Genomic DNA, 26,904 nt, shown 5'->3' on the forward strand with positions numbered 1-26,904 from the left:
CGATGTGCGCACGGATATCCAAGGCACACGATGTCGGTGATCAGCCGGTCCTGAAGAGCCGAAAGTGCCGCGTGGCGTGACCGATCGACCATCCAGAGACCCTGCGATGGGATCGCGCAACCATCCGCGGCGGAAGGCGCCGGCCGGGAAAATCGCGGTCGGCGCCTTCCGATCACAGTCGGCGATCGGCGCGAATTCCGGTCGAGATGAATCCGGATTCGGAGAGCTCGGGTTCGCCGATGCGCGCAGTCGACAGGCCGCTGACTGCGTGGGCGGTGCGGATCATCTGTCGACCGTGCTGTCGGGGATCTGCTCGGCTCGGGCGATCGTTTCGGTGAGCAGATCCACCGTTCTGGTCAGCTGCTCCTCGGTGTGCTCGGAGGTGATGAAGAAGCGGAGGCGTTCCTGTCCGGCCGGGACCGCGGGCGAGGAGATCAGGCCCGAGTAGACGCCGTTCTCCAGCAGGGTGGAGGAGACGTACCCGGCGCGGATCTCGCCGGGAACGATGACGGGCACGATCGGCGTGCCATGGGAGACACCCAGATTCACGCCGCGTTCGGAGAGCGCACCGTGGAACAGGGCGGCATTCGCCCACAGGCGGGTCAAGCGTTCCGGCTCCCGCTCGAGCACGTCCAGTGCCGCGAGTGCGGCGCCGATCGCCGCGGGCGCGGGCGCGCCGGTGAGCATGGCGACGCCCGGCGCGGAGGACTTCATCGCGCCGATGAGATCCGCGTCGGCCGCGACGAACCCGCCGGTGCTACCCAACGCCTTGGACAACGTCGCCATCCAGATGTCCACAGCGTCACCAGGCAGACCGTAGTGCTCGCGAATGCCGTGCCCCTTGGCGCCGAAGACCCCGAAGGAGTGGGCCTCGTCGACCATCACCGCACAGTCGTACTCCCGTGCGATGGCGGCCAATTCCTCGATGCGGCCGACGGTGCCGTCCATGCTGTAGTGGCCCTCGAGCACCACCAGCGCACGATCGAAGCCGCTGCGCGAGGTACGCAGCACGGACCGCAGCGACTCGGGGTCGTTGTGCCGGAAATTGATGCGTCGCGCGCCGGACCACTGCACGCCGGAGATGACGCTGCCGTGTATGAGCGAGTCGCAGACCGCGACATCGCCATCGCCGAGCAGAAAGCCGATCACACCGGCATTGGTGAGGTAACCGCTGGTGGTCACCATGGCGTCGCCGACACCGTAGATGCCGGCGAGGCGGCGTTCCAACTCCTCGTAGAGCGGGATCTCACCGGCGACGATGCGGCTGGCCGACGCCGAGGCCCCGTACTGATCCAGGGCCTTCTTCGCGCCGTCGACCACCCGCGGATGGTTGGCCAGGCCGAGGTAGTTGTAGGCGCTGAAGTTCACCAGATCCGTGCCCGCCAGCCGCGGCTCCGTGACGTGGATAACCGTGTCGTTGGGTCCTGTCCGGGGCAGGAACAACGGGTTCACCAGCTGGGTCTGCTCATACAGTGACGCGATCATCGCTCGCTTCTGCACGGCCGCCGCCACGTCCGGATGATCGGCGAACTGCCGGCCGGGGCCGCGGCGTTGCCGCGACCGCGTCACCGGTCGCACCGGCGGCGCGGTCGCCGCGGTGCTCCCGGAACTCTTATCCGCCAGTAGTTTTCGCGCCAAGTCGCGCGCCGACTCGGTCATGCCTGCACCGTCGCCGCGCCGATCGGTGCCCCATGCGAGCCGACGCCTTCGACGATCGCCTCCGCCGCCTTGGCGCCGGCCTGCTCCAGACTGAACGAGCGCCCGAGCTTCAGGGAGATCAGTTCGACACCCAAGGATTGCGTGACGAGCGAACCGAATTCCACCGCCATGAGCGAGTCCAGGCCCAATTCCGGCAAGGGCAGGGTCAGGTCGATCGATTCAGCGGACACACCCATCACCGACGCCAGCTGCTCGGCCAGCATGTGCGCGACCACCTCGTTGCGTTTGGCCTCGTCGAGGGCGGCGAGCTCGGTACGAAGGCGGCTGGCGGCGGAATCGTTCTGTGCCGCCGCCGCGATCATGGACTCGATCCGGCCGGTCAGGGCCAGCTGCGGTCCGGTGGCGGCGACCCGGGTCCAGTTGATCGGGAAGATGTCGACTCTCGTGACGCCGAGTCGCAATGCCTCCTCCAGATACTCCGGTCCCTCGTCCATTTCGATCGTGTCGAATCCCGTGTTGACCAGGTAGCGCGCGAGATTCTCGTCGGCCGCCGCCATACCGGCTCCGGCCATATGGCCCCAGCCCACCGCCAGCGCGTTGACTCCCTCGCGGGCGAGGGCTTGCGCATAGGCGTTCACCGCGATATTGGCCGCGGTGTAGGAGTAGTGGCCGATCCCGCCGAAGATGGCACTGCCCGAGGAGAACAGCACGAACTGGTCGAGCTGCGCACCGGCCGCCACGACTCCGGCGTACAGGGCTCGCGCGCCGTCGAGCTTGGGCAGGAAAACCTTGCCCAGGCTGTTGCGATCCATCGCGTGGATCCGCTTGTCGTCTACCGCGCCCGCCGTGTGGAAGATGCCCCTGAGCGGATGCTCGGGCCGGTGCGCCCGCGCTATCACCGCACCCACGGCCTCCGGATCGGTCACATCGACCAGCTCTGTGGTCACTTCGACACCCTGCTGCTCCCAGACGGCCAGTTGTTTCCTGGCCTCCTCGGTGGTCGCGCCGCCGCGTCCGAGCAGGGTCAGGCGCCGAACGCCCTTGCCGACCAGCCAGCGGCCGATCGCCAGCCCGAACCCGCCGAAACCTCCGGTGATCAGGTACTGCGCGTCGGAGTGGAACACGACATCGGGAATCCGCGGGCGCACCTGTGGCGCCTGCTCGTCCATGCGCAACACGACGCGGCCGATCCGCGTGGATCGCGCCACTTCCTCGAACGCCTGGGCTACCTCGGCGGTGCCGAACGTGTCGAAGGGCAGCGGCCGATAGGTTCCGTCGTTGAGCCTGCCGTTGACCGCTTTGACGAAATCGAAGACCTTGTGCTGCCGCAGCTTCATCATCCGGTCCAGGTCGAACGAGGAGTACGTCACGTTCTTGTCGAAGTGCCGCAGCTCGAGGACGCCGCCGAAGTAGATGTCCGCCTTGCCGACCTCGATGATGCGCCCGAACTCCGCGACCGCGGCGAAGTTCTGAACCACGATCTCGCCGGGCGCGGAGCTGATCACCACATCCGCGCCGCGACCGCCGGTGAGTTCGAGAACGTCGTCGACGAAGTTCAGCGACCGCGAGTGCAGCGCGTGGTCCGCACCTTGTTCCAGCACGTAGGCACGGCGCTCGGCGGTGCTGGCGGTGCCGATCACCGTCGCGCCGTGGAGTTTCGCGATCTGCACTGCCGCCGAACCGACACCGCCGGCCGCGCCGTGCACGAGCACCGTCTCACCCGGCTGTAGCCGGGCCAGCTCCAGCAGCGCGTACTCCGCGGCGACGAACGAGGTCGAACTGCTGCATCGGCCCGGTTCGAAGCCGTCGCCGACGCGCCAGACCAGGTCCGTACTCAGGGTGTTGAATCGGCCGATCATCCCCTTGCACGCCAAGCTGACCTGGTCACCGATCTCGAATTCGGTGACACCCGGTCCGACGCGGACGATGGTCCCGTCACCCTCCATGCCCGGCGCGGTGCCGAAGAAGGTGTCGCCGAGTTCGCGATCACCGAGCAGTCCGATGACCCGCAGCGAGTCCTTGTAGTTGAGGCCGATGGCCGCCATGCGCACCTCGACCTCACCCGGACCGGGCTCCCGCCGCTCGCTACGCCGCCAGCCCAGCCGCGAGAAGGTCTTGGTCCTGGGGATCTCCAGCCGGAAATCGGCTTCCGGATCGGTCAGCGGCTCGGCCTCGTCCAGGGCGTCCAGGCGATCCTGCAATGTCCGGCTCACCACGGTGGTCCAGCGCAACCCGTTGCGCAGGAACACCTCGTCGGCGCGGTCGAAAACGAAGGCTCCCGGAATAGTCAGTTCCGCGCGCAGATCCGCATCGGCGACGTCGGCTTCGACGTCGATCAGCCGCCATCGCAGCCGGGTCTGCTCATTGAGCAGCGCACGACGGGCACCGGCCAGTGCGGCATGGCTCGGATTCGGCGCGGCATCGCCCTCCGGGTGGGTGTAAGCGCGCTCGGTGACCAGGGAGGCGTAGAAGGTGTCGTCACCGAGGACATCCCGGTCGGAACCTTGCTCTACCAGCCAGCTGTCGAGGAAGTCCTGCGCGGCCGAGTCCAGGAACTGTTGCGCGGCCAGGGCAACCCGCCGCAGTGTCCAGAGGTTGTCCATATCGTCGTAGCTCGACCCGGCGACCACCACCAGGTGCAGGCGGCCGACGCCCGGCTGCGTCCGAGCGGCTCGAAGCCGTTCGGTCACCACGGTTTCCAAATCGTCACGGGCCGGGTCACCGGTGACGATCAGGGGCGAAACCTCGCCCGGCGCAACAGGAGCGGTGATGCGGACGATGTGCTCGGCCCGCTCCGTCGCCGCGTGGTCCATCGCCACGACCACGGTGAACAGGTTGTCCGTCGCAGGCAGTGCGGCGCGGTCGATGGGATCGCGCATCTCCCAGCGGTCCTCGTAGAAGAAGTCGACCATCCGCTGCATCGGGCCCGGCCGCGGCGCGATCGAACCGAACCTCATCCCGACGATCTGCATGCGCAGGTTGTGGTCGGCGTCGAGCAGGTCGATGTCCGCCGTCGGCTCGTCCGTGGTGTCCAGCCGAGCCACCACGGTGACCTCCTCGGGCAGCGACGCGAACAATCGCACCGCCCCGACCGCGACCGGGACCATCGCGCCGTCCTGCTTGCTGCCCGCGCCCGCGAGCAGGGCGGCCACGCTCTGCAACGCCGCGTCGACGACCGCTGGGTGTGCCGGATGCCCCGCCTTGCGGGCGATGGTGCCATCCAGGGTGCCGACGACCGTGGAGCCGGAGATCCGAATCGAGGTCGCGCGGCGGAATGTGGGCCCGTAATCGAGTCCGTGCGCCGCGAGGCCGGTGTAGAAGTCGACGGGATCGATCTCGAGCATGGAATCGTCATCGGGCACGTCGATCTTGGCCGGTTCGTACACGCCCTCCACGAGCCGTCCGACGGCATTGATCGTCCACACCGAACCCGCTACGCCACGCGAGCGAATGGTGAAGCGCCGGGTCGACTCCTCGAGGTCGAACTCCATGATCGGCGTCTCGCCCTCGTCGATCACCAGTGGTGCGACGAAACGTACGTCTTCGACCGCCACGGACGCCGACTCGGTCCGCAGCGCTGCGGCGCTGAGCGCGGCATCCAGATAGGCCGAGCCGGGCAGGATCCGCGATCCGCCGACGACATGGTCGGCCAGCCACGGCAGCGATTCGATGCCCAGCTCGACCCGCCAGGTCGAGGCGTCGTCCGGATCCTGGTCGCCCAGCATCGGATACGCGTCGGGCGTGCCGTGCCGCTTGCGCTGGTATGCCGGGATGTCGTTGCGCAGATGGGTCCGCTGCCACGGGTAGGCAGGCAGATCGATATGCGGGGTGGTCGAATCGGCGAACAGTGCGTCGATATCGAGCGCTCCGGCGTTGTACAGTCCCGCGATGGTCTGCCTGATGCTGTCGGCATCGGACTGCTTGCGGTTGAGCGTCGCGACGGACGCTCCGGTCTCGCCCGCGGCGATGAGGATTTCGCGGATATTGGCGCCGAGTACCGGATGCGGGCCGACCTCGAGGAACACACGGCTGCCCGCGCGCACGAGTTCGGTGATCGCGTCGTGGAAGCGAACCGCCTGCCGGACGTTTCCGCACCAGTATTCGGCATCCCAATCCGGTTCGGTGACGCGCGCACCGGTGACGGTGGAGAACAGCGGGATGCGGGGCGGTCGCAGCTCCAGTTCGCTCAGTACGGAGCGCAGCTCGTCCAGGATGGGGTCCATCAGGTGGCTGTGGTACGGCACCTCGACCTGTAGTCGACGGGCGAAAACACCCTGTTCGGTGAGTGCTTCCGCGATTTCGTCCAAGCGGAGGGCGTCACCGGCGAGCGTGACGGCCGACGGGCTGTTGACGGCCGCGACATCCACCCGTCCATCGCCCGCGATCAGCTCCCGCACGTCGGCGAGCGCCAGGCCGACCGCGAGCATCCCACCGGATCCGGCGGTCGTGGCCTGTAGCCGGGCGCGGTGATAGCTGACCAGCAGGGCGTCGCGCAGCGACAGCATGCCGGTCACGTAGGCGGCCGACACCTCGCCGACGCTGTGACCGACGATCGCCGCGGGCTTGATGCCCAGCTCGTCCAGCATGGCGTACAAGGAGACCTGCACGAGGAAATTCGCGGGCTGCGCCACAGCGGTCGTCGTCACGCGCGACTCTTCCTCGGGCCGCAGCAGTTCCTCGATGATCGACCAGCCCGCGATCTCCCGGAACACCGCATCGATGCGCTCGGCTTCCGCGGCGAAAGTGCCACCGTTCTGCAACAGTTCACGACCCATTGCCCACCATTGCGGACCCATACCGGTGAACACGAATACCGGTTCGGGCACGTTGCGAGCGACGGTCCGGCTCACCCGTCCCGCGCCGCCCGCGAATTCGATCAATGAGCGAACCAATTCGGTGTCGTCGCCGAAGGGTATTCCGGCGCGAAGCAGATGGTGATTGCGGCGGGTCCAGGCGGCCTCGGCGAGGCGGCCCGGGTCGGCGCCATCGGCAACGCGCTCGGCGAAACCCCGCGCCAGATCCCGTGCGGCCTCCTCGCTGCGCGCGGAAATCGGCAGCACCCCGAAATGTTTCGGCTGACGTTCCGCCGCGATCGAAGGGCGATATTCCTGCAGGATCGCGTGCGCGTTCGTGCCGCCGTAGCCGAATCCGTTGACCGCGACGGTCATCCGCTCGACCTCCGGGCCGACTTCCTCGGCCTCCAACTGCAACCGGAGCCCGAGTTCGCCGAAGGGAATGTCCGGATTCGGCGTTTCCAGCCAACCCTGTGGTGCGATGGTCCGTTTCGACACGGCCAGCGCCGACTTGATGACACTCGCGATACCGGACGCGGCCTCGGTGTGGCCGAGCTGGGCCTTGACCGAGCCGACACCCAGCGGTGTGGTGCGGCCCTCGACGGCGCCATACGCACGACCGATCGCCCTCAGCTCCAGGGGATCTCCGACCGGGGTTCCGGTGCCGTGTGCCTCAACGTAGGTGACCTCGTGCGGCCGGATGCCCGCGCGGCGGGTCACCATCTTCGCCAGCGCCTCTTGCGAGTCGGCGTTGGGTACCGTGATCGCCGTGGTGCGGCCGTCCTGGTTGGATCCCGTCGCCTTGATCACCGCGTAGACCCGATCACCATCGCGTTCGGCGTCGGCCAGCTTCTTCAGCACCACCATCCCGGCGCCCTCACCACGACCGTAACCATCGGCGGCGGCGTCGAAAGGCTTGCTGCGGCCGTCGGCGGCGAGGAAGCCGCCCTTGCACATGGAGACGAACGGCTCGGGCTCGGCCAGCACGGTCACCCCACCCGCGACGGCGACCTCGCAGTCGCCGTTGTCCAGGGCTTGGCAGGCCAGGTGCACCGCGACCAGCGACGACGAGCACGCGGTGTCCACGGTGATGGCGGGGCCGACCAGGTTGAGCGCGTACGCGATCCGGTTCGAGATCATCGTGTAGGAGGCGCCTGCCGCGGTATGCATGTCGACGAACGGCAGCGCCGGGCCGCCGACCGAAACGCCCAGCTGGTCCATGGTGAACGCGCCGGCGTACACGCCCAGCGGAGCACCGCTGACCCGCCCTGCGATACCGGCGTCGTCGAAGGCCTCCCAGGTGACCTCCAGAACGAGGCGCTGCTGCGGGTCCATCGCCGCCGCCTCGCGCGGTGAGATGCCGAAGAAGTCCGGGTCGAACGCCCACGGGTCACCGATCATGAAAGCCGCGCGCTTGGTGTACATCCGGCCCGGTGTCCTGCGATCCGGGTCGTAGAAGCGCCGGTAATCCCAGCGGCTCTCCGGGATATCCATGACACCGTCGCCTTTTCCGACGATGAATTCCCAGAAGGATTCGGGGGAATCGATACCTCCGGCGTACCTGCAGCCGATACCGATAATTGCAATGTCGGACACAACACTCCCTGGATCGAACTCGAAAATTTTCCCCGACTGGAATGGGAACTCGAATCGCGCTGCCGGTCCCGGCTACGCGTCGTTGTTGCGCAGCGGCCGACGAGCCACCACGTTCATTTCCGGACCATTTTTGCCCAGCACCGTCTTGGCCACCGGTTCGAGGCCGAAGGCACGGTAGTAGTCGACATTGGCGTCCTTGCAGAGTCCGTACAGCAGAACCGATTGCGCGTCGGACTTGGCCACGAGCGACCCGAACAGCGCGCGCCCGACACCGCTGCGCTGTACCCCGGGGTCGCACCCGAGGTACACACAGCACAGATTCGGCTCGGCGGGCGCCGCCCGCTCGATGGTGGTGTCCACGACGACCCCGCGTCGCGTCGCGGTGCCCATCGCGAACAGCAGCTGAACCCCCGAGACGAGTTCGCGCCAGAAATCTTTCCGGTATCCGGCCGGATACCAAAGCAGCACTCCGGCCACCTTGTCGTCGACGATGGCGACCTCAGCGCCGCCCGCGGGCAGGAATCGGTACTCGATCATCAACCGCAGCATCCGCGCAGCACGACGATGACGCACGCGCTCGTCAGGGAAGACGAAGTCCTCGATCGGATCGTCTTCGGCGAAGGCGGCACTGAGTACGCGCACCATTTCGGTCACATCATCACGCGTCGCCGGACGCACGACCGGTCCGTTCGCCTGCTTCAAAACTGTTGTCCCTCATGGCATATCGATCATCTGCGGACTGCGCGGCAGCGCCGTGAAAGAAGCTACCGATCAGTAGACTACATGAATCCGCGCGCGGCACTACCCGCCGGTAGTGTGCAATATGTAACGCGTTCCAATGTTGTCCCGTGCGGCAGTCTTGAGTGGCTGGGCGCCACTCTGCAAATCTCTGGCTTACCATTCGTGGGAGTACCGGGACCGCCGGTACGCCTCGAATTGGACAATTCAGGCCAAAGCAAAGTGCTATCAGTCGATATGGTCGCGGCGATATTGCCGCCGATATCGGAGACGGCAAGCCGCACACCGTCGGCATCGTCGAGTGAGTGTCCGTCGCGGACGTCCGACGGATGCGCAGCGGCGGCACCTCGTCGTATCAGCGCTCCGCGAGAACGCGACAGATCGGCTCGCGCGCACGAGTCTTCACGAACGGTGCTATGCGCACCGTCGAGCGGAAGACCCGGCGCGGCGGCCGTGGAAGGAGAACGCGGTCAGACGTTGACGCCGTAGTCGCGGGCGATGCCCGCCAGGCCGGAGGCATAACCCTGGCCGATGGCGCGGAATTTCCACTCGTTGTTGTGGCGGTACAGCTCGCCGAAGATCATGGCCGTCTCGGTGGACGCGTCCTCGGTGAGGTCGTAGCGAGCCAGTTCGACGCCCGTGCCCGCGTCGACGACGCGGATGAAGGCGTTGCGGATCTGGCCGAACGACTGGCCGCGGGCGTCGGCGTCGTGGATGGACACCGGGAAGAAGATGTTGGTGATCTCCGGCGGGGCGGCGGTGAGGTCGACGTTGATCACCTCGTCGTCGCCTTCGCCCGCACCGGTGAGGTTGTCGCCGGTGTGCTCGATGGATCCATCGGGCGAACGCAGGTTGTTGTAGAAGATGAAATGCTGATCGGACAGCACTTTCAGGTTCGGTCCGCAGGCCAGCGCGCTGGCGTCGAGGTCGTAGTCGGCGCCGGTGGTGGTGCGTACGTCCCAGCCGAGCCCCACCGACACTTTGGTGAGATTCGCCGCCTGCTTCGACAGCGAGACGTTGCCGCCTTTGGCCAGAGTGACGCTCATGATCCCCTTCCGCGCGGCACGGGCGGTGCCGCCTTCTCTCTGCTCCCGGAAACGTCGGGCTGCTTCAGTTCTAGTGGTCGGCCCAGGATCGCAGGGTGCTGACCCGGTCCTTCAGCGCGCGCAGTTCGCTCTCGTCGTCGAGCACCGTGCGCTGGATGCCTTGCACGACCGCGAAGGCCGACTGGCGGTGGTCGTCGATCACGTCGACGTCGATGCGGACGGCGACGTAGTCGTCGGCGCCGGGCATCTGCTCGGCGACCACGTGCGCGGTGCCCCTGGCGCACATCGCCACGTTGCCCCCGCCGAGGATCAGCAGCGCCACCTCGGGATGGTCGCGCAGCCGGGCCAGCGAGCCGCGATCGTACTTCAGGCTGAGCAGGATTCGCCGGTCACCGGCCCGCACCGGCCAGGACACCGGAATCGCATGGGGAGCGGGATCGGTCGTCACCAGCACGCCGATCGTTTCCAGGGGCCATTCCGGAAGCACGTCCAGCTCGGGATGATCTGTCGAGTTGTGCTGACGTTGGGCGGGGCTCGCTCCGGCTGCCATCTTCGTCACCTCATGGATCGTCGAGCGCGGCGGGCTGTGCCGCACTTGATAGCAGTCTAAGGCGCTGTGCCCCTTGCGCGCTGGCGCTGGGTGCTTTGTCCGGACCTCACTTCGCAGACCCGCGGCCGGTGCGCGGCGTCGGTCAGGCCGAGAGCAGCGCGGGAATGTCGAGCGCGGCGGCCCATCGCCGAGCCATGTCCCGGACGCGGATCTCGGTCGAGGCGTCGTGGCGCGCGTGTTCGCCGAGCTGGACGGCGCCGCGGGCGACGAGCTTCTCGGCGATGATCTCGCCGCCGCGGTTGAACGTGTCGCCGTAGACGGTGTCACCGAGCCCGAAGACGGCGAACCGCAGGCCGCTCAATTCCGGCGCGAGGCGGTCGAGCGCGTCGGCGAAGGGCTCGGCGCCCGTCGGCAGATCGCCGTCGCCGTAGGTCGAGCACACGACGACGTGGAAGTCGCGGACGTCCAGATCCTCGACGTCGAACTCCGCCATATCGTGCACCGAGACCTCGTGCGCGCCGCGCAGTTCCTCGGCGATGCTGTCGGCCGCGGACTCCGCGGTACCCATCTCGGTTCCGAACAGGATGACGACACGCACCGGCGCGACCCTTTCTCCAGCGTGATTTTGGTGAGGCTACCCTAACTATAGCCGAAGATGCGCTGCGGCTTCCACGGATGGGCGTCACCGGCGACGGCGGTCGAACACACGCGGTCCAGCTGCAACGATTGACGGAATCCCCAGCGCGTTGCATCATTCGTAAGGGTGCCCGGTGTTTTCTGGGCTGACCACTTTTTCGCCGGCCGATGACCGTCCGGCTGCGCGGTTGCCACCCGTGCCCTTCGAGTTCTCGCACGAGTGCAGCGCTTCCATCCATGACGCTTCGCGCGTCCGGCCGTGAGTGAGGTGAATACGAAATGGTCTACCAGTCGTCTGCATTCCAGGTGATCAATTCGCGCGCCCGCTTCGGTTCCCTTCCCCACTTCTGAATGTCACCGCGCCGGACGCGGTCTTCTCTCGCCGATGTCTCGCATCGGCGGACTCGCGGCTCGGCGCGGTGCCCCGGACGTATCGAAACCGGTGGATCGACGGATGTGGAGAACAGTCATGGTGGACAGGGGAGCAGTGGATTCGGGGGCAGTGGAAATGGTGACGCGGCTCATGGCGAGCAACTTCGCCGTGTCGGCCGCGACGATCGCGGATCTCGGGTATCTGCGCGCGGAGCTGGCGGCCGCCGAGGTGCCGTTTCTGCTCGTCCGCGACGGCGAGCACCGGCTCGTGCTCGCTGCGGACGCGGCGCACCGCCTGATGGTGCGCCGGGTGACCGCCGCGGCGATCTCGGCCGGATTCACCTGCGTCGAGGTGCGGCACAACGTCTTCCGGCTCGGGCGCGACCATGATCCGGCGCATCACGTCGAGCTGGAACTGTGGGAGTACCACGGTGACACGGTGACCTGTCCGCGCCCGAACGCGCTGACCCGGACGGTCTTCGACCTCGCCGACGTCCAGCGCACGCAGGTGCGGCTGTTCGACCGGACCTGGCCCACCCTGGTGGACATGTTCGCGCCGCAGACCGACGACGTCGGTTTCGACATCGACCTGGTGTTCTCCTGGGTGGACGGCTCCGATCCGGAATTCCGTGCCCGCCGCGCCGGGATGCTCGCCCAGGTCGTGGTCGGCGAGGGCGACGACGCGGACGCCAGGATCCGGCAGATCGACGAGTTGAAGTACGCCCTGCGGTCGGTGCACAAGAACGCGCCGTGGATCCGCAGGATCTTCATCGCGACCGACTCCACGCCGCCGCGCTGGCTGACCGCGCACCCGAAGGTGACCGTGGTGCGGGCGGTGGACCACTTCCGCGACGTCAGCGGTTTGCCGGTGTACAACTCGCACGCGGTGGAATGCCAGTTGCAGCACATCGACGGGCTCAGCGAGCACTTCCTGTACTCCAACGACGACATGTTCTTCGCGCGGCCGGTGCGTCCGTCGATGTTCTTCACGCCGGGCGGCGTGAGCCGGTTCATCGAAGCGGACCTCAGAATCGGTCCGGGGCACAGCGACGAGCGGCGCAGCGGTTTCGAGAACGCCGCGCGGGTGAACCGGGCGCTGCTGGCCGATCGCTTCGGTCACGTCATCACCCGACACCTGGAGCACACGCCGGTGCCGTTGCGGCGCAGCGTGCTGCTGGAGATGGAAGAGGAATTCGCCGGTGACTTCGCGCGCACCAGCGCGAGCCGGTTCCGGGCTGCCACCGACATCTCGGTCACCAATTCGCTGTACCACTACTACGCCATGCTGACCGGGCGCGCGGTGCCGCAGGAGGCGGCGAAGGTGCGCTATGTCGACACCACCAGCTACAGCGGACTCACCTTGCTCGACGGGCTGGCGCGCAGGCGCGACATCGATTTCTTCTGCCTCAACGACGGCAGTTTCCCCGAGGTCGCCGAGTCGGAGCGGGTGCGGATCGTCTCGGAGTTCCTCGCCGCGTACTACCCGGAGCCCGCGCCGTGGGAGCGGTTCAGCACACCGCCTCGTCATCCGCTTCCGGAGTCGACGCAGGGCGCCGCATGACGTGCGGGATGCGGCCGGCGGGCGGGATCACGATGCCCTCCTCCGCCAGCCGCCGCCGCGCCTGCTCCGGTGTCGCGGGAACGCCGACCGTGCTGCCGCGTTCGATCGGCACCACCGAGTGCACCACGGTGTCCGGGTAGATGTGCACGTAGTTGAAGGCCTGCGCGCCGTCCCGGCCGCGCAGGCCGCCGTGGGCCACACCGAGATCCTGGCTGTAGCAGGTGGCCGACGCCACCGAGACCGGGATGCCCGCGAAGGTCGCGCTGGTGGAGAAGTGCAGGTGTCCCGCGAGGATGGCGCGCACGTCGCTGCCGTCCAGCACGTCGGCCAGTCGGCGCTGATCGCGCAGTTCCACGGTGACGGCGAGGTCGACCACACACGGCACCGGCGGGTGGTGCATGGCCAGGATGGTGCCGAAGGGAGCGGGCTCGGCCAGCACCGAGCGCAGCCACTCCAGCTGGCCGTCGGAGATCTCGCCGTGATGGTGCCCGGGGACCGAGGTGTCCAGGGCGATGACCCGCAGCCCGTCGATCAGGTGCACTCGATCCAGCGGGGAAGTCGTGGGGTACTCGCCGAGCAGGCGGGCGCGCAGGGCGGCGCGGTCGTCGTGGTTGCCGGTCACCCACACGATGGGCGCCTGCAAACTTCTAGCGAACGGCTCGACGATCGACTTCAGCTTGGCGTATGCGGCGGGCTCGCCCCGATCGGTGAGGTCGCCGGTGAACACGATCGCGGTCGGTCGGATCCGGCTGGCCGCGGCCTGCTCGAGCAGTTGCCGTAACCGCAGGTCGGCGTCGACATCGCCGTACAAGGGGTCGTCGCCCGCGATGAGATGTGTGTCGCTGAAGTGGAACAACACGTGATCCGGACGCGGATACTCCGCGACTCTGGTGATGGACACCGGACCGAACTCCTCCTGGCGGGTTGCCCGCCATTGGCTTGGCTCCGTCGCAACGATAGCGTCGGTTACGGACAGGTTTCCCGACGTTTGATGAAGACACGCTTGCGGGAAGGTGAGTTTTCGGTGTCGAACGCTGGGGAAACGCCGACCGGTGTGGGATTGGTCACCGGCCGAGCGCGTCGGCGGCGCGCAGGGCGTCCACCACCATCGCGGCGTCCACCGTGAAGGGTTCGTTGTGGATGGTCTCGCCAGCGGCGGTCGCCCGCTTCGCGACGGCCCACAGCGTCTCGTCGTCGGCGTCGGGCAGGCCGAGTGCGGCGAGCGTGGTCGGTAAGCCCGCTTCGGCGCAGAAATGGAGCACCGTGCCGATCTCGGACGCGGGCGCGCCCTCGAGCACCAGCTGGGTGACGGTGCCGAAGGCCACCTTCTCGCCGTGCAGGAACGGGCGCGTCCGCGCGGCGGCGGTGAGACCGTTGTGCACGGCGTGCGCCGCGGCCAGCCCCGACGATTCGAAGCCGAGCCCGGACAGCAGCGTGTTGGCCTCGACGACGCGCTCCAGCGCCGGTGTGACGCTGCGCGCGCGGACTGCGGTCAGCGCCTGCGCTCCGTCGGCGAGCAGAGTGCGGTAGCAGAGTTCGGCCAAGGCGGTGGCGCTGCGCGTGGAGGCACCGCCGCGCATATTGCGCACCTGGGCCGCGCTGCATGTGCGCGCCTCGAACCAGGTGGCCAAGGCGTCGCCCATCCCCGCGGCCAGCAGCCGGGCCGGGGCTTGGGCGACCACCGAGGTGTCCACCAGCACCAGCGCCGGATTCCGCCGGACCAGCTGATACGCCTCGAACTCGCCCGCATCGGTGTAGATCACCGACAGCGCGCTGCACGGCGCGTCGCTGGAGGCGGTGCTGGGGCAGCTGATCATCGGCAGGTCGAGATCGTCGGCGACCGCGCGCGCCGCGTCGAGCACCTTGCCGCCGCCCGCGCCGAGGACCACCGTGCTACCGGACGTTTCGACGGCGTGAACGATCCGCGCGATCTCCGTCCTGCTGCATTCCCCACCGGAGAGATGGATGGAATAGGCGATCTTCGCGTCGGTCAGCGAGCGTTCCCAGGTGTCGGCGAGCAGTCGGAAGGCGCTGGATCCGGCCACGATCAGCACCGGACCGCCGATTCCGAGCCGCGTCATCTCCGCGCCGAGCGCGGCGGTGGCATCCCGGCCCTGCACGTAGTGTCCCGGCGAGGAGAACACGCTCAGCACTTGGCACCTCCCGATCCCGGGCCACACGTCATCCCGGACCGACCGACGACGATTCGACGTTACGCGAGGCGTCCCCTCCCGTGGCCGTGGTCAGCCGAACTTGCCGGACCCGCGTTCGGACGGCGCGGCACTGCTCGGCGCGCTTCCGGCCGGGAACCGTGGCCCTCCGGGACTGCCGGTGCCGGAACGCATTCCCGCGCTCTCGGAATCGGGACGATCGCGAGCGCCCCTTCCTCGAACCGTAGGTGGCGTAAGGAGCGCTCGCGGCCGGATCAACTCGGCGTGGTGAGGGTTTCCGGGAGCAGGCGGGGCCGGTCGCGTTCCCGCTCGCCGAGCAAGGCGAAGTAGCGGCGCAGCATGAGGACGGCGGTGGTGGCCAGGCCCGCGGTGAGGCCCCACCAGACGCCCGCCGCGCCGAGACCCGCGGGGTAGGCCAGCAGCAGGGCGACGGGCAGGCCCACACCCCAGTAGCCGATCAGCGAGAGCCGGAAGCCCGCGTTCGTCGCCTTGAGTCCGCGCAGCAAACCGTTGCCGATGTTCTGGGCGGCGTCGAAGAACTGGAGCACGATGCCGATCAGCAGCAGGGTGTGCGCGACCCGGATGGTGTCGGCGTCCGAGGAATCCAGGAAGGGGCGCAGCACCAGATCGGGGGCGACCACGTACACCGCGCCGGTCACCGCCGCGATCACCGCGGCGTGCCGCAGCGCGAGCCACGCCAGCGCGCGTGCGTGCGTGTGCTCCTCGCGCGCGACCGCGTGGCTGACCAGGATCGACGCGCCGTGCGACAGGCCGATCGCGACTTGGAAGACGATGTAGATGATCTGGTAGACGACATTGTGGGCGGCCAGCGCCGCGGGGCCGATACTGCCCATGACGAGGGCGAGCACCGAGAACATGCCCGCCTCGGAGCCGTAGGTCAACGCGATCGGCGTGCCCAGTTTCAGCTCGGCGCGCACGGTGCTCAGCCGCACCGGCAACGGCGTCACGGGCAGGGTGCGGCCGAGTTCCTCGTCACGCCACACCATCGCCCAGAACACACCGAAGGTGATCAGGAAGACGAGCGAGGTCGCGACGCCGATACCGGTCAGACCGAGTTCGGGCAGCCCGCCCTTGCCGTGGATGAAGCCGAGCGCCAGCAGCAGGTTCAGCGCCACCGAGCCGAGCGTCACCAGCAACAGCGCCTGCGGGCGCTGCATGCCGACCGTGTATTGGCGCAGCACCTGGAACCACAGGCAGGGCAGCAGGCCCGGTGCGAGCGCCACCAGCAGGGGACGGGCGTCGGCGAGCACGCCCGGGTCCTGCCCGAGCCACGGCAGCACCCAGCCCAGCCCGATCAGCACCGCGCCGCCGAGCAGGCCCGCGACCGTGGCGATCGCGAAGCTCGAGCGCAGCAGGTCGCGGATCTCCGGATCCGGCGAGTCGCCGCGCTTGCCCGCCGCGCTCACGGCGGTGGCGATCTGGTTGCCGCTGCCGGTGATCAAGCCGACGCACATGGTGCGGATCTGGTTGAACAGCACGATCGCCAGGCCGCCCGCGGCCACCTGCCGCACGCCGAGCGTGCCCATCAGCGCGATGTTGGTGGTGGACACCGCGATCTGGGCCAGCTGGGTCAGCGCGATCGGCGTCGCGAGCGCGGTGAGCCGCCCGCCGTCGCCGCGGAAACTCGTCACGATCACCGGTTCTCCTTCGCAGAAGGCGGGAGCGCGGTCCCGCGCGGGCGCAACGTCATGCGGTACGAGCGACCCGACCTCACCGCGCTTGCACCAGCGTGTTCCTGGCAGCGGGCGCGTAGCGCCGCAGCAGTTCCGCGACCTCGCGTTCGGCGTCGGCGTCGAGCAGGTCGCGCTCGTTCATCCAGTCGTCGTCGAACACGGTGTCCAGGTATTTCTCCCCGCCGTCGCAGACGATGGTGACCACGGTCGAGCCCGGCGGGAACTCCTCCAGCCGGGTCAGCCCGGCGTGCACCGAACCGCCCGCCGACCCGCCGATCATCAGGCCGAGTTCGGCCGCCACTGCCCTGGCGGTCGCGAAGGCCGCCACGTCGGAGACCTTCACGCCCTCGTCCAGCAGCGAATAGTCGACGGCGGTGCCGATGGTGGCGCCCGGCGGGGTGCCGGTGCCCGACTGCCAGTACGGGCCGCCGGGCCCGCCGAAGGCGATCGAACCGACCGGCTCGACGCCGATCACGTAGGGCGGGCAGCCGAGCTGGCGCAGCCGGGTCGCGGTGCCGAACAGCGAACCTCCGGTTCCCACCGCGGACAGCAGGATGTCGACCCGCTCGACGTCCTCGAGCAATTCCTCCGCCACCGGGTAGTAGCCCACCGCGTTGGCGTCGTTGTTGTGCTGCTCGGTGAAGAACGCGTCGGCGCGCTCGGCCGCCATCGCCTCGGCCAGGTCCTCCCGTGCCGAGGTGGCGAGATTGTCGTCGCCCTCGTCGGCGACGTACACCAGTTCCGCACCCATTGCCCGCATCGCGCGCAGTTTGTCCTTACATGCGTGATGGTCGACCACTGCGGTGAAGCGATACCCACGTTCGGCGGCGACTACCGCCAGGCCGAGCCCGGTGTTGCCGGACGTGGACTCGATGATATGTCCACCACTGCGCAGCAAACCGCGACGCTCGGCATCGAGCACCATTTCGCGCGCCATTCTGATCTTGGCCGCGCCGGTCGGGTTGAACTGCTCGAGTTTGAGCAGCAGGCGGGTGCCCGTCGCGGTGGCCGCGAGCTCGAACAGCGGCGTGCGACCGATCAGATCCGTCACGCGCGTGACGAGCGGCATTGATGTCTCCTGGTTCGGGTCGGGAAGTCGAGGGTCAGCTACCGTCGCGGGTCCAGCGGAAGCGCTCGCCGGGTGCGTCGTGCAGCACGACTTTCGGTGGTATGGGCAGTTCGTGGAAGGCGGACTCGTTCGAATCCATCTGATAGCCAGCGGTATTCGGGTAGATCAGCAGGTCGCCGACCTCGGCGGGGCGCGGCAGCGGCACCCGGCGCCAGCTCAGCATGTCGGAATCCAGACAGCTGGCCGCACCGACGCACGTCGGCGTCACGGCGCCGGGGCGCGCGGGCCACAGCACCGGATCGGGCAGGTACTCGCTGTCGAACCATTGCTCCGAGAGGCTGAGACTGGTGCCGTCGACGGTGAGCAATCGGTAGGGCTTGCCGTGCGCGTGCCTGGTCTTGCCGCCCTGGACGCGGAATACGGTGCAGCCCGCGTGCGCGAGCAGCGCGCGGCCCGGTTCGATCGCCAAGCGCACGGCGTTGTCGCGCAGTCGCCCGGCGAGATCGTCGTGGTCCAGGATCTGTGTGAGCATGGCCGCGCCGGGCACCGGAAAGTGGTACGGATAGTACGAATCGAAGGACTTCCCGGAGTGGAACCACTGCCTGCCCATCCCCGCGGTGAACTCCAGGGCGGCGTCCGCCGGAACGTAGTCGACGCCGAAGCCACCGCCGATCGAGACGGTCGTGGCCGGATGCCCCAGTGTGCGCGCGTGCAGGCAGCGGGCGATCAGCTCGCCCGCCAGTTCCGCGCGCGCGGTCGCGTCGTAGCCGGACAGGTGAAAACTGAAGCCTTCCAGCCGGATCGATGCGCGAGCGCCGCACAGCGCCAGCGCGTCCTCGATTTCGCCGGATGTCATGCCGAATCGGCTGGCCGAGGCGGCGGGCAGCACGCGAAGCAGCACGCGCGCGGGCTCCCCGGCAGACGTGAGCGCGGCGAGCCGCTCGAGTTCGCCGAGGTCGTCCACGGCGATCAGCGAACCGTGCCGGGCGGCCAGCCACAGCAGGTCGTCCGCCTTGGCCGGGCCGGTCACCATGAGCTCGGGGCCGCGCACGCCCTGCGCCAGCGCGGCGGTCAGCTCGCCGACGCTGGCGACGTCGACCCCGGCGCCGTGTTCCGCGCACGCGCGCGCCACACAAGCGGCCTTGTTCGCCTTCTTGCCGTAGTAGATCGTGCCGTGCACCCCGGCGCGGGTGAAAGCGGCGCGGAAGGCCCGGATGTTGTGGCCGATCCGTGCCGGATACATCACATGGAACGGGCCACCCATCGCGAAAGACAGGTCACCGAGCAGGTTCGGATCGGCGAGCAGGCGGCGCTCCCACGGGTCGAGATGCGCGGGCATCGGTGACGCGCTGATCGACTCGTGCGCGTTCGCGTCGGCCCCCGGCTCCACGGCGATACTCGACTGTTCTAGTCCCACCGCGTACCTCCGTGCGCTAGTCCCACAGCGGCACCTCCGTACCCCGGCCCTCCGCGATCGCCCGCTCGGCCAGCGCGTGGGCCACCGCGATGTCGGTCAGCACCAGTCCGCTGTTGTAGACGAAGACGCGTTCGTCGTCCGAGCGGCGCGCCACCGCGCGGCGATTCAGGATCTGCGGCAGCTCGGCGTCCACCGCGCGCAGTGTGCCGTCCGGACCTGCCATGTCGGTGCCGGTCAGCGCCATCTGCTCGGCGCTGGTCGCGATCACGCGATCGGCATCCGCCAGCGTCGACGGCGCGAGTCCGTAGCCGACCAGCACCGCCACCGAACCGGGTGCCAGATCGTCGGATTCGAGCGCCACCTCGGTGGCCGGGCCCGCGGTGGCCAGCACGACATCGGCCGTGGCCGCCGCGGCACGGGGATCGGTCACCGTCTCGAGCAGGGCGTGCGGATGATGCTCGGCGAGGCCGCGGTGCACGGCTTCCAGCCCCTCCGGGTGGGTGCCGTAGACCATCAATTTGCGCAGCTGCGGGTTGGCGGCGAGCAGCTGCGGCAGGGCGTTGCGGCCCTGAGTGCCGGTACCGATCAGCAGTACGCTCTCCGCGCCGCGCCGGATCGTCTCGCGCACCAGCAGCGCCGACACCGCGGGCGTGCGCAACGCGCCGACTCGGGCGCAGTCCATCATCGCGATCGGCGCACCGGTGCTGTCGTCGTAGAGCGTGATGGTCGTGTAGTACCGCTTGGTGCTGCGATCGTGGCCGGGGTCGAACTTGTAGGAGGTCTTCATCGCCACCACGCGCCTGCGGCCGTCCCGGCCGAGCATCGCGTAGGCGACCGACCAGCCGTCCGGGTTCGCGACGCTGAGTTTGCGCGGGTTGTCCGAATCGCCCGCCGCGAAGGCGAGATACGCCTCCTCCACAGCGCGCACCACCGCGGCCGGTGTGATCGGCACGTCGGCGAGGTCGCTGCGGCTCAACACCCGCAAAGGTGTGCTTCGGTCACGCGTGCTCAAGGGGTCCTCGATCATGTCGTACTGCATCCCGCTCATGAGTGCCGCTCGCGACCGGCGGGGTGTCCGCCGTCCGGAACGGGGCCACGATTTGTTGCCCGTAGCCATTCTCGTCGGCTTCCTCGGCCCGCCGCTGTCGTTCCGGAAGCCGGATGTTCACTCGCTTGAGCCATCGGTCGGTGCCGTCGTATCGCGCGGTGAACGGTACCCGGCCGTGCACGGCGACGTCGTTGTCCACCAACAACAACTCACCGGGGGACAAGGTGGCGGTCACGCAGACGCGTTCGAGTTCGGCGGCGAGTCGTTCGTAGGCTGAACGGAATTCGGCGTCCGCCTCGGCGAGCGGAGTGTATGCGGGGTCGTAGCGCAGCGTCTGCCGGTCGGGCCCGGCGGCGCTCCACAGCGTCGGAATGGCCGCCGCAGAGTATGTTTCGTGGCCGTCGCCGTAGGAGACGTCGGGCAGGATCGGCAGGGCGGGAGTGCTGAGCAATGCGCGCTGTTCGGTGGTGAGTTCGATCCGGCGCACCGACGACACGGTGGTGCCCACCAGGTCCGGGTTGCGCAGGCAACCGAGCATCAGTATGTGGGCGCGCTGCGGATGGAAGGCGTCCTCGGTGTGCGGGCTCAGCAGTACTTCGCTACTGGCTCCGGACTGTTCGTACTCGTGACCGGCAGCGGGAACGATGTTGTTGACCAACCGTCCGCCCTGCTGCCCCTGCCAGCCGAACGGCTCACCCGTACTGCGCGCGAGCAACAGCATGACCAGGTCGAGTTCGAACGAACGCGCGCGGCGCGCCGGATCGCCGCTCCAGCTCGCCGCCTCGCGCCAGCTCGGCGGAGTGGGACCGAACTCGTTGTCCGCCAGCGGAAGACGTCCCACGACCACGGCGCCTGCCGGGGTGGCCGGCGGGCGCATGGCATCGCGCACCTCGGTCGGGAGTTCCGCGGCGCCCGCATCGATCCGTTCGATGATCGCCGGGTCCGTGAGGGTGCGCGCGGCGGTGGCCGGATCGGTGAGCGCGTGATCGAGTGTGGCGGATATCGCTCTGGCGAGCTCTCGCACCGCCCGGCCCGCCGCCGCGGACATCTCACGTCGTTCGAGGTCTTGTGGGTGAAGCGTCTTACGTTCGGAGAGAACGCTTTTCACCAAGAGTCCCTTCTTCGCATCGGTTCGAAAAGCAGGGGTCACGTTCTGTATGCGAAGGTATCCCTTCCGTCTTAGTGAAGCAAGGCTTACCTAAGCGAGTCGGCGAAAAAATAGCCGGATCGCATAACCACGCTTCGGTCCGGGACGGCGGTCGGCGGGTGCGCTCGCGCTCGATCGGGGAGTTTGCGGGCGGTACGCCCTTGCGCTGCCGTTTCGGTGCCGGAATCGGCGAGTCGCGCAATCCATTAGGCTAGCCTGTCCTGATCAATACACTGGGTGGGCGGTACCGAGGTGGTTCGGTTCAGGAATGAGGGCAGCACAATGGTTTTGAATCGACGGCAACTGCTGCGGTCGAGTCTCGGAGCGGGGGTGGTGTTGCTGGTAGCCGCCTGTTCCGACGGCGCGGACTCATCCGGCCCCGCGCGGCGCGGCGGCACGCTGCGGGTGGGCGCGCTCGGCACCGCGGCTCGCATCGAGCGCGACCCACACGCCAACCTCAGCAACGACAGCGACTTCCTGATCGCCTCCCTGGTGTACGACGCCCTCACCGTGCCCGGCGGTAACCCGAATGTCGTGCCGCGCTTGGCCACTCGCTGGGAGTCGGATGCCGATCGCCGGCGCTGGAGTTTCACCCTCGCCGAGAACGCGATCTTCCACGACGGATCACCGGTGACGTCCGAGGATGTCGTGTGGTCGCTGCGCAGGCTGCGAACGGTCGGCGGCGCGTCGAAGATGCCGGTGGCAGTGGAGGACATCACCGCCGACGGGCCGAACCGCGTCATCCTCACGGTGCCCGAGCCGAATAACCAACTGCCGCTGCTGGTCCGGCTGATGACCTTCACGGTGAAGAAGGACAGCACCGATTTCACCAAGGCGGTCGGCAGCGGACCGTTCCGGTTGAATTCCTATCAGGGCGGCAACGCCCGGCTGGTGCGCAACGAGCAGTGGCACGGCGGGCCACCGCCGCTGGACGCCATCGAGGTCACCATGTTCGAAAGCGTGACCGCGCTGGGCAACGCGGTGCTCGGCGGGCAGATCGACCTCGCCTCGAACGTCGGCGCCATCGCGGGACGCACCGCCGAGGGCCGCGGTGACCTGACAGTCGTGCGCCGCGCGAACGACACGGTGGTCGGCGTCGCCATGCGCACCTCCGACGGGCCGTTCGCCGACCCGCGGGTGCGCACCGCCCTGCGGCTCGGCGTCGACCGCAAAGCTCTGGTCGACCAGGTGCACTCCGGATACGGAACAGTGGCCAACGATGTCCTCGGCACCGGCGACCCGCTCTACGACACCTCTCTCGCCCAGCGCACCCGCGACGTGGACCGCGCGAAGGCGCTGCTGCGCGAGGCGAATTTCGACACCGGGCGCGGCTATCCGTTCGTCACCAAGGCCGAGGCACCCGGTGAGGTGGAGTCGGCGAAGGTGATCGCCACCCAGCTCGCCGAGATCGGTGTGCGGCTGGACGTGGTCACCCAGGAGCCGAACGCCTTCTACGACCAGACCTGGCTGAAGGCGCCGCTGTACACGATCTCCTGGGGCACGAACGATTCCACGCTCTTCTTCGCGAGCAAGTTGCTGGCGGGCGGATCGAATCGCAACGAGACCGCCTTCAAGGACGCGGCGTTCGACGCGGCCACGGCGAAAGCGCTCGGCGCGCACAGCGACGAGGAATATCAGCAGGCCGCCGGAGAACTACAGCGCATCCAGTACGAGCGCGGCGGATACCTGGTCTGGGGCATGGCCGACGGTATCGACATCGCCGCGTCCCGGGTGCGCGACCTGCCGACGCTCGGCGGCTTCGCCCGCGTGCAATTGGAAAGGGCTTGGCTGGCCGGGTGATCTCCTTCGCGCGACTCCTGATCCGGCGCGTCATCCTGCTGGTGACGCTGCTGGCCTGCGTCTTCGTCGCCGTGGACCTGCTGCCGGGCAACACCGCCCGCGCCGTCCTCGGCCGGGAGGCCACGCCGGAACAGATCGCGGCCAAAGAACACGAACTCGGACTTGACCGCCCCCTGGCGGTGCGGTTCTGGCACTGGATATCGGGTGTCGTGACCGGTGATTTCGGGCGTACCGCGCGCGGACGGCCGGTCAACGACCTGCTCGTCGACAAGTTCCCGCCGACGCTGCTGCTCGGTGGGCTCGCCCTCGCGGTGACCGTGCTCGCGTCGCTCGCGCTCGGCGCGTGGTGGGCGACGCGTCCGGACAGCGTTGCCGCGCGCGTGTTGCAGCCGACGACGACCACCGCCGTGGCGGTTCCCGAGTTCGTGATCTCCACGCTCCTGATCCTGGTGTTCGCGCTGGCGCTCGGGTGGCTGCCCGCGGTCACCATCACCGGCCGCTCCGGGATGCCCGCCGGACCCGAGATGCTGGTGCTGCCGGTACTGGCGCTCGCATTGCCCCAAGCGGGGTGGAACACCAGGGTGGTGCGTGCCGCCCTGGCCGACGCCGCGCTGGCGCCGCATGTGGAAAGCGCGGTGCTGGACGGGATTTCGAGCCGGACGGTGCTGGTTCGGCACGTGCTGCCGTTCGCGCTGCCCACCATCGTCGCCAGCTTCGCCACCACGGTGGGGATGCTGCTCGGCGGGGCACTGGTGGTGGAGACCGTCTTCAACTACCCCGGTCTCGGTGCGGTCCTGGCCGGCTCGGTGGCCGATCGGGACACCTCGGTGGTCGCCGCGGTGGTCGCGCTGTCCGGGGTGATCATCATGATCATGCTGGCCGTCGCCGACGGCATCCGCAGCTGGTCGTTGCGGGGGCGGCGATGAAGCCCTTCTCCGAGGTCGCGCGTCCGGCGCGGCGACGGCTCGTCCGTCTCACGGTCGCGCCCGCGCTGCTGGTCACCCTGCTGGCGGTGCTGGGCCCGACGCTGGCGCCGCACCCGGCGGAGCGAGCGATCGGCATACCGTTCGACGATCCCGGCGCGGGCGCGCCGCTGGGTACCGACCGACTGGGCCGCGACGTGCTCAGCCAACTGCTCTACGGCGGTTGGGGATTGCTGCTGGTGGCCGCCATCATCGCGGTGACGGTGACCGGGGTGTCGTGTGTGCTCGGCGCGGTCGCGGCACTGCGCCCGCGGATCGGGGAGTGGATCGAACTGGGCACCGACCTGTTCATCCTGCTGCCCGCGGTGCTGGGGATCCTGCTCGTGCTTACCTCGTGGCCCGACGCCGGCACCTGGGGTCTGATCGTTCTGGCGCTGCTGTTCGGCGTCCCCTATTGCGCGCGGATCTTCACCGCCGCCGCTGCCGGGGTCGCGGCATCCGGATATGTCGAGAGCGCGCGGGCCGCCGGTGAGTCGCTGACGCACCTGGTGTTCCGGGAGGTGATCCCGAATCTGCGCGAAGTGTCGACAACCCAGCTCGGGCTGCGTTTCGTGGCGGGGGTCTATCTCGTGAGCACGGCGTCCTTCCTGCAACTGCCCACGACGCTCGGCGCGACCAACTGGGCGGTCATGGTGCGCGAGAACACCTCCGGCATGCTGCTCAATCCATGGGCGGTGCTGGCCCCGAGCCTCGCCATCGCGATTGTCGCGGTGAGCGTGAACCTGGCGGTCTCGGCGTTCGGGCGAGGGGAGCGGGAATGAACGTGAACGTGACGAAACGCGGTTGCCCGGCGGCTGCGGCGGAGGGTGCGGCGACCGATCTCGTCTCGGTCGACCGTCTGACCGTGCTGGGAACGAACGGCCGTGAACTGGCCGGTCCCGCGACGTTCCGGATCCCGGCGGGCACGGTGACGGCGCTGACGGGCCCGTCCGGGTCGGGTAAGACGACGGTGATGCGCGCCCTGCTCGGGCAGCTGCCATCCGCTCAGGCGCGCGCGACGGGAACGGCGTCGGTCGCCGGGCACGACGTACTGACGCTCGATCGTCCTGCCCTGCAAAGGTTTCGGCGGCGGCACATCGCCTTCGTCGGGCAGGACCCGGGTTCGGCGCTGAATCCGCTGCTGCGCGTGCGCGCCCTGCTGCGCGAGGTCGCTCCGGACGCGCCCGAGTCCACCCTGACCGACACGCTGGCACTGGTCGGACTGTCGCCGGATTACCTGCGCCGCCGTCCCGGTGAACTCTCCGGCGGCCAGCAGCGCCGCGTCGCCCTCGCCAGGGCGCTGATCCGCCGCACCGGCGTGCTGGTACTCGACGAGCCGCTCGCCGGGCTGCACGGCGCGCTGCGCACCGACATCGCCGGACAACTCGCGGCGCTCGCCCGTGAGCGGTCGACGGCGATCCTGCTGTCCGGTCACGACACCGCCCTCGTGCACTCGATCGCCGACGACATCGTCGAACTCGGTGTGGTTCAGGTATCCGTGCCTCCGGTTCGGACGACCGCCACAGCAGGGCGAACCTCCGGTGTGGTGACCGAGCCCGCGCCTGGCCTGCCGACCGCCACGTCCGCTGATCCGGTCGACGCCATGGCGGTCGGTGGCCGGGCCGAGCACGCGCCGGTGCCCGACAGTGGATGGTCGCGGCCCGGCAGCTCCGATCCGGCACGAACCGCGGCGGCGGGCGGACGCGAGCAAAGCACCGGTCCGGACGCTTCGGCACGGCCGCCCAACGGTGTGGCTGTTCGACGCGACGAGCCGAAGCGGGCGGACGAATGCGAACCGGCGAGCAACGGTCATACGTCCTCCGTTGTCGTCGCGACGGACGATCGACCGCCGGCCCTCGCGCTGCGCGCCGAGGGGATCAACGCCTCGATCGACGGACACCAGGTGCTCGCCGACATCGATTTCGCGCTCGAAGCGGGGTCGGCGCTCGCGGTGGTCGGCGCGTCGGGCGCGGGCAAGACCACTCTGGCGCGCGTCATCGCGGGGTTGCACCGCTCGGCGACCGGATCACTGGAGTTGCGCGGGAATCCGATCGTCGTGGGCGCGAACAGACGAATCCATTACGGCGCGGGCGGCATTCAGTTGGTCACCCAGAACCCTCGCTCCGCGCTCAACCCGCGCCGCACCGTCGCGCAGACGCTCGGTCGTCCACTGCGGCGGATCGGGCGCGTCGGGCGCCGGGACCTCGCGCGGCGGGTCACCGAACTGCTCGCCGCAGTCGACCTGTCCGCCGATCTGGCCGCCCGCTACCCGCACGAGCTGTCCGGCGGACAGCGCCAGCGCGTGGCCTTGGCGCGCGCCCTCGCCGCCGAACCCGCCGTGCTCCTGTGCGACGAGATCACCTCGGCACTCGACCACACCACCGCGTCCGCGATCATGGCACTACTGGACCGGATCCGGGCCGAACGCGACACCGCCCTGCTGATCATCACCCACGACATGGCCTTGGTCGCCGAATACTGTCCCGGCCTGCTGGTCCTCGATCAGGGACGGATCGCCGAATCGGGTCACACCGGAACCGTTCTCGCCGCGCCGACGCACAACGCGACCAACGAGCTGCTCGTCTGAAGCGGGTCATGCGCGCGGCCGACACGCCGTGGACTCCGTCACCGGCTTCCCGCGGGCA

18 protein-coding genes are annotated in these 26,904 nt (G+C 68.7%); 5 read left to right on the forward strand and 13 right to left on the reverse strand.

From position 1 onward, the window contains the following. Positions 1-282: 282 nt before the first annotated feature. The 6 genes from ABZ803_RS12055 to ABZ803_RS12080 form a co-directional block, all read right to left on the reverse strand. Entirely contained in the window at positions 283-1,659 is a 1,377-nt protein-coding gene (locus tag ABZ803_RS12055) for an aminotransferase class I/II-fold pyridoxal phosphate-dependent enzyme (RefSeq protein ID WP_357035859.1), read from the reverse strand. Continuing rightward, entirely contained in the window at positions 1,656-8,048 is a 6,393-nt protein-coding gene (locus ABZ803_RS12060; protein WP_357035862.1) for an SDR family NAD(P)-dependent oxidoreductase, read from the reverse strand. The genes ABZ803_RS12055 and ABZ803_RS12060 overlap by 4 nt, the downstream gene beginning before the upstream one ends. A gap of 72 nt (positions 8,049-8,120) precedes the next feature. After that, a complete protein-coding gene (locus ABZ803_RS12065; RefSeq protein WP_357035865.1) occupies positions 8,121-8,693 on the reverse strand; it encodes a GNAT family N-acetyltransferase in 573 nt (190 codons plus the stop codon). A 563-nt stretch (positions 8,694-9,256) separates the two neighbouring features. Beyond that, on the reverse strand, positions 9,257-9,832 hold the full coding sequence (locus ABZ803_RS12070; RefSeq protein WP_040869776.1) for a TerD family protein: 576 nt from the start codon (positions 9,830-9,832) through the stop codon (positions 9,257-9,259). A 70-nt stretch (positions 9,833-9,902) separates the two neighbouring features. Continuing rightward, a complete protein-coding gene (locus ABZ803_RS12075) occupies positions 9,903-10,382 on the reverse strand; it encodes a hypothetical protein (protein ID WP_040869971.1) in 480 nt (159 codons plus the stop codon). A gap of 142 nt (positions 10,383-10,524) precedes the next feature. Further along, positions 10,525-10,980, reverse strand: a complete 456-nt coding sequence (locus tag ABZ803_RS12080) for a flavodoxin domain-containing protein (protein WP_357035869.1) — start codon at positions 10,978-10,980, stop codon at positions 10,525-10,527. Between the two features lie 561 nt (positions 10,981-11,541). Here ABZ803_RS12080 and ABZ803_RS12085 point away from each other — a divergent pair. Beyond that, a complete protein-coding gene (locus ABZ803_RS12085) occupies positions 11,542-12,951 on the forward strand; it encodes a stealth family protein (RefSeq protein ID WP_357035872.1) in 1,410 nt (469 codons plus the stop codon). Here the strand turns inward: ABZ803_RS12085 and ABZ803_RS12090 are convergent. The 7 genes from ABZ803_RS12090 to ABZ803_RS12120 form a co-directional block, all read right to left on the reverse strand. Continuing rightward, entirely contained in the window at positions 12,899-13,852 is a 954-nt protein-coding gene (locus ABZ803_RS12090) for a phosphodiesterase (RefSeq protein ID WP_357035875.1), read from the reverse strand. The genes ABZ803_RS12085 and ABZ803_RS12090 overlap by 53 nt on opposite strands. 163 nt (positions 13,853-14,015) lie before the next feature. Further along, entirely contained in the window at positions 14,016-15,104 is a 1,089-nt protein-coding gene (locus ABZ803_RS12095; protein WP_357035878.1) for a glycerol dehydrogenase, read from the reverse strand. Positions 15,105-15,376: 272 nt separating this feature from the next. Further along, the gene (locus ABZ803_RS12100) at positions 15,377-16,780 is read right to left on the reverse strand and encodes an MATE family efflux transporter (protein ID WP_357035881.1); all 1,404 of its coding nucleotides are present in this window, start codon (positions 16,778-16,780) and stop codon (positions 15,377-15,379) included. Between the two features lie 73 nt (positions 16,781-16,853). Next, a complete protein-coding gene (locus ABZ803_RS12105) occupies positions 16,854-17,885 on the reverse strand; it encodes a cysteine synthase family protein (protein ID WP_357035884.1) in 1,032 nt (343 codons plus the stop codon). 34 nt (positions 17,886-17,919) lie between these two features. Next, on the reverse strand, positions 17,920-19,302 hold the full coding sequence (locus ABZ803_RS12110; protein ID WP_357035887.1) for an alanine racemase: 1,383 nt from the start codon (positions 19,300-19,302) through the stop codon (positions 17,920-17,922). 16 nt (positions 19,303-19,318) lie between these two features. Next, positions 19,319-20,329 carry an ornithine cyclodeaminase family protein gene (locus ABZ803_RS12115; RefSeq protein ID WP_357036341.1) on the reverse strand — a complete coding sequence of 337 codons (1,011 nt, stop codon included), beginning with the start codon at positions 20,327-20,329 and terminating at the stop codon, positions 19,319-19,321. Then, the gene (locus tag ABZ803_RS12120) at positions 20,301-21,458 is read right to left on the reverse strand and encodes a TauD/TfdA family dioxygenase (protein WP_357035890.1); all 1,158 of its coding nucleotides are present in this window, start codon (positions 21,456-21,458) and stop codon (positions 20,301-20,303) included. The genes ABZ803_RS12115 and ABZ803_RS12120 overlap by 29 nt, the downstream gene beginning before the upstream one ends. Positions 21,459-21,779: 321 nt before the next feature. On the opposite strand from ABZ803_RS12120, the gene ABZ803_RS12125 reads away from it, so the two are divergent. The 4 genes from ABZ803_RS12125 to ABZ803_RS12140 are packed head-to-tail and all read left to right on the forward strand — an operon-like array spanning position 21,780 to position 26,846. Further along, on the forward strand, positions 21,780-23,297 hold the full coding sequence (locus ABZ803_RS12125) for an ABC transporter substrate-binding protein (protein WP_357035893.1): 1,518 nt from the start codon (positions 21,780-21,782) through the stop codon (positions 23,295-23,297). Continuing rightward, positions 23,282-24,223, forward strand: coding sequence for an ABC transporter permease (locus tag ABZ803_RS12130; protein ID WP_357035896.1), 942 nt, complete (start codon positions 23,282-23,284; stop codon positions 24,221-24,223). Before ABZ803_RS12125 ends, ABZ803_RS12130 begins: the two co-directional genes overlap by 16 nt. Further along, entirely contained in the window at positions 24,220-25,041 is an 822-nt protein-coding gene (locus tag ABZ803_RS12135) for an ABC transporter permease subunit (protein WP_357035899.1), read from the forward strand. Before ABZ803_RS12130 ends, ABZ803_RS12135 begins: the two co-directional genes overlap by 4 nt. Further along, a complete protein-coding gene (locus ABZ803_RS12140) occupies positions 25,038-26,846 on the forward strand; it encodes an ATP-binding cassette domain-containing protein (protein WP_357035901.1) in 1,809 nt (602 codons plus the stop codon). Before ABZ803_RS12135 ends, ABZ803_RS12140 begins: the two co-directional genes overlap by 4 nt. The last annotated feature ends 58 nt before the right edge of the window (positions 26,847-26,904 follow it).

The organism is Nocardia sp. NPDC047648 (genome assembly GCF_040642815.1).
GTDB lineage: Bacteria > Actinomycetota > Actinomycetes > Mycobacteriales > Mycobacteriaceae > Nocardia > Nocardia gamkensis.

Bases quoted from the DNA above. Each gene is read 5' to 3' on its own strand.
- ABZ803_RS12065 (WP_357035865.1), bottom strand. From the start codon at position 8,693: ATGGTGCGCGTACTCAGTGCCGCCTTCGCCGAAGACGATCCGATCGAG.
- ABZ803_RS12070 (WP_040869776.1), bottom strand. From the start codon at position 9,832: ATGAGCGTCACTCTGGCCAAAGGCGGCAACGTCTCGCTGTCGAAGCAG.
- ABZ803_RS12135 (WP_357035899.1), top strand. From the start codon at position 24,220: ATGAAGCCCTTCTCCGAGGTCGCGCGTCCGGCGCGGCGACGGCTCGTC.
- ABZ803_RS12115 (WP_357036341.1), bottom strand. From the start codon at position 20,329: ATGATCGAGGACCCCTTGAGCACGCGTGACCGAAGCACACCTTTGCGG.
- ABZ803_RS12055 (WP_357035859.1), bottom strand. From the start codon at position 1,659: ATGACCGAGTCGGCGCGCGACTTGGCGCGAAAACTACTGGCGGATAAG.
- ABZ803_RS12085 (WP_357035872.1), top strand. From the start codon at position 11,542: ATGGCGAGCAACTTCGCCGTGTCGGCCGCGACGATCGCGGATCTCGGG.
- ABZ803_RS12140 (WP_357035901.1), top strand. From the start codon at position 25,038: ATGAACGTGAACGTGACGAAACGCGGTTGCCCGGCGGCTGCGGCGGAG.
- ABZ803_RS12105 (WP_357035884.1), bottom strand. From the start codon at position 17,885: ATGCCGCTCGTCACGCGCGTGACGGATCTGATCGGTCGCACGCCGCTG.
- ABZ803_RS12075 (WP_040869971.1), bottom strand. From the start codon at position 10,382: ATGGCAGCCGGAGCGAGCCCCGCCCAACGTCAGCACAACTCGACAGAT.
- ABZ803_RS12125 (WP_357035893.1), top strand. From the start codon at position 21,780: ATGGTTTTGAATCGACGGCAACTGCTGCGGTCGAGTCTCGGAGCGGGG.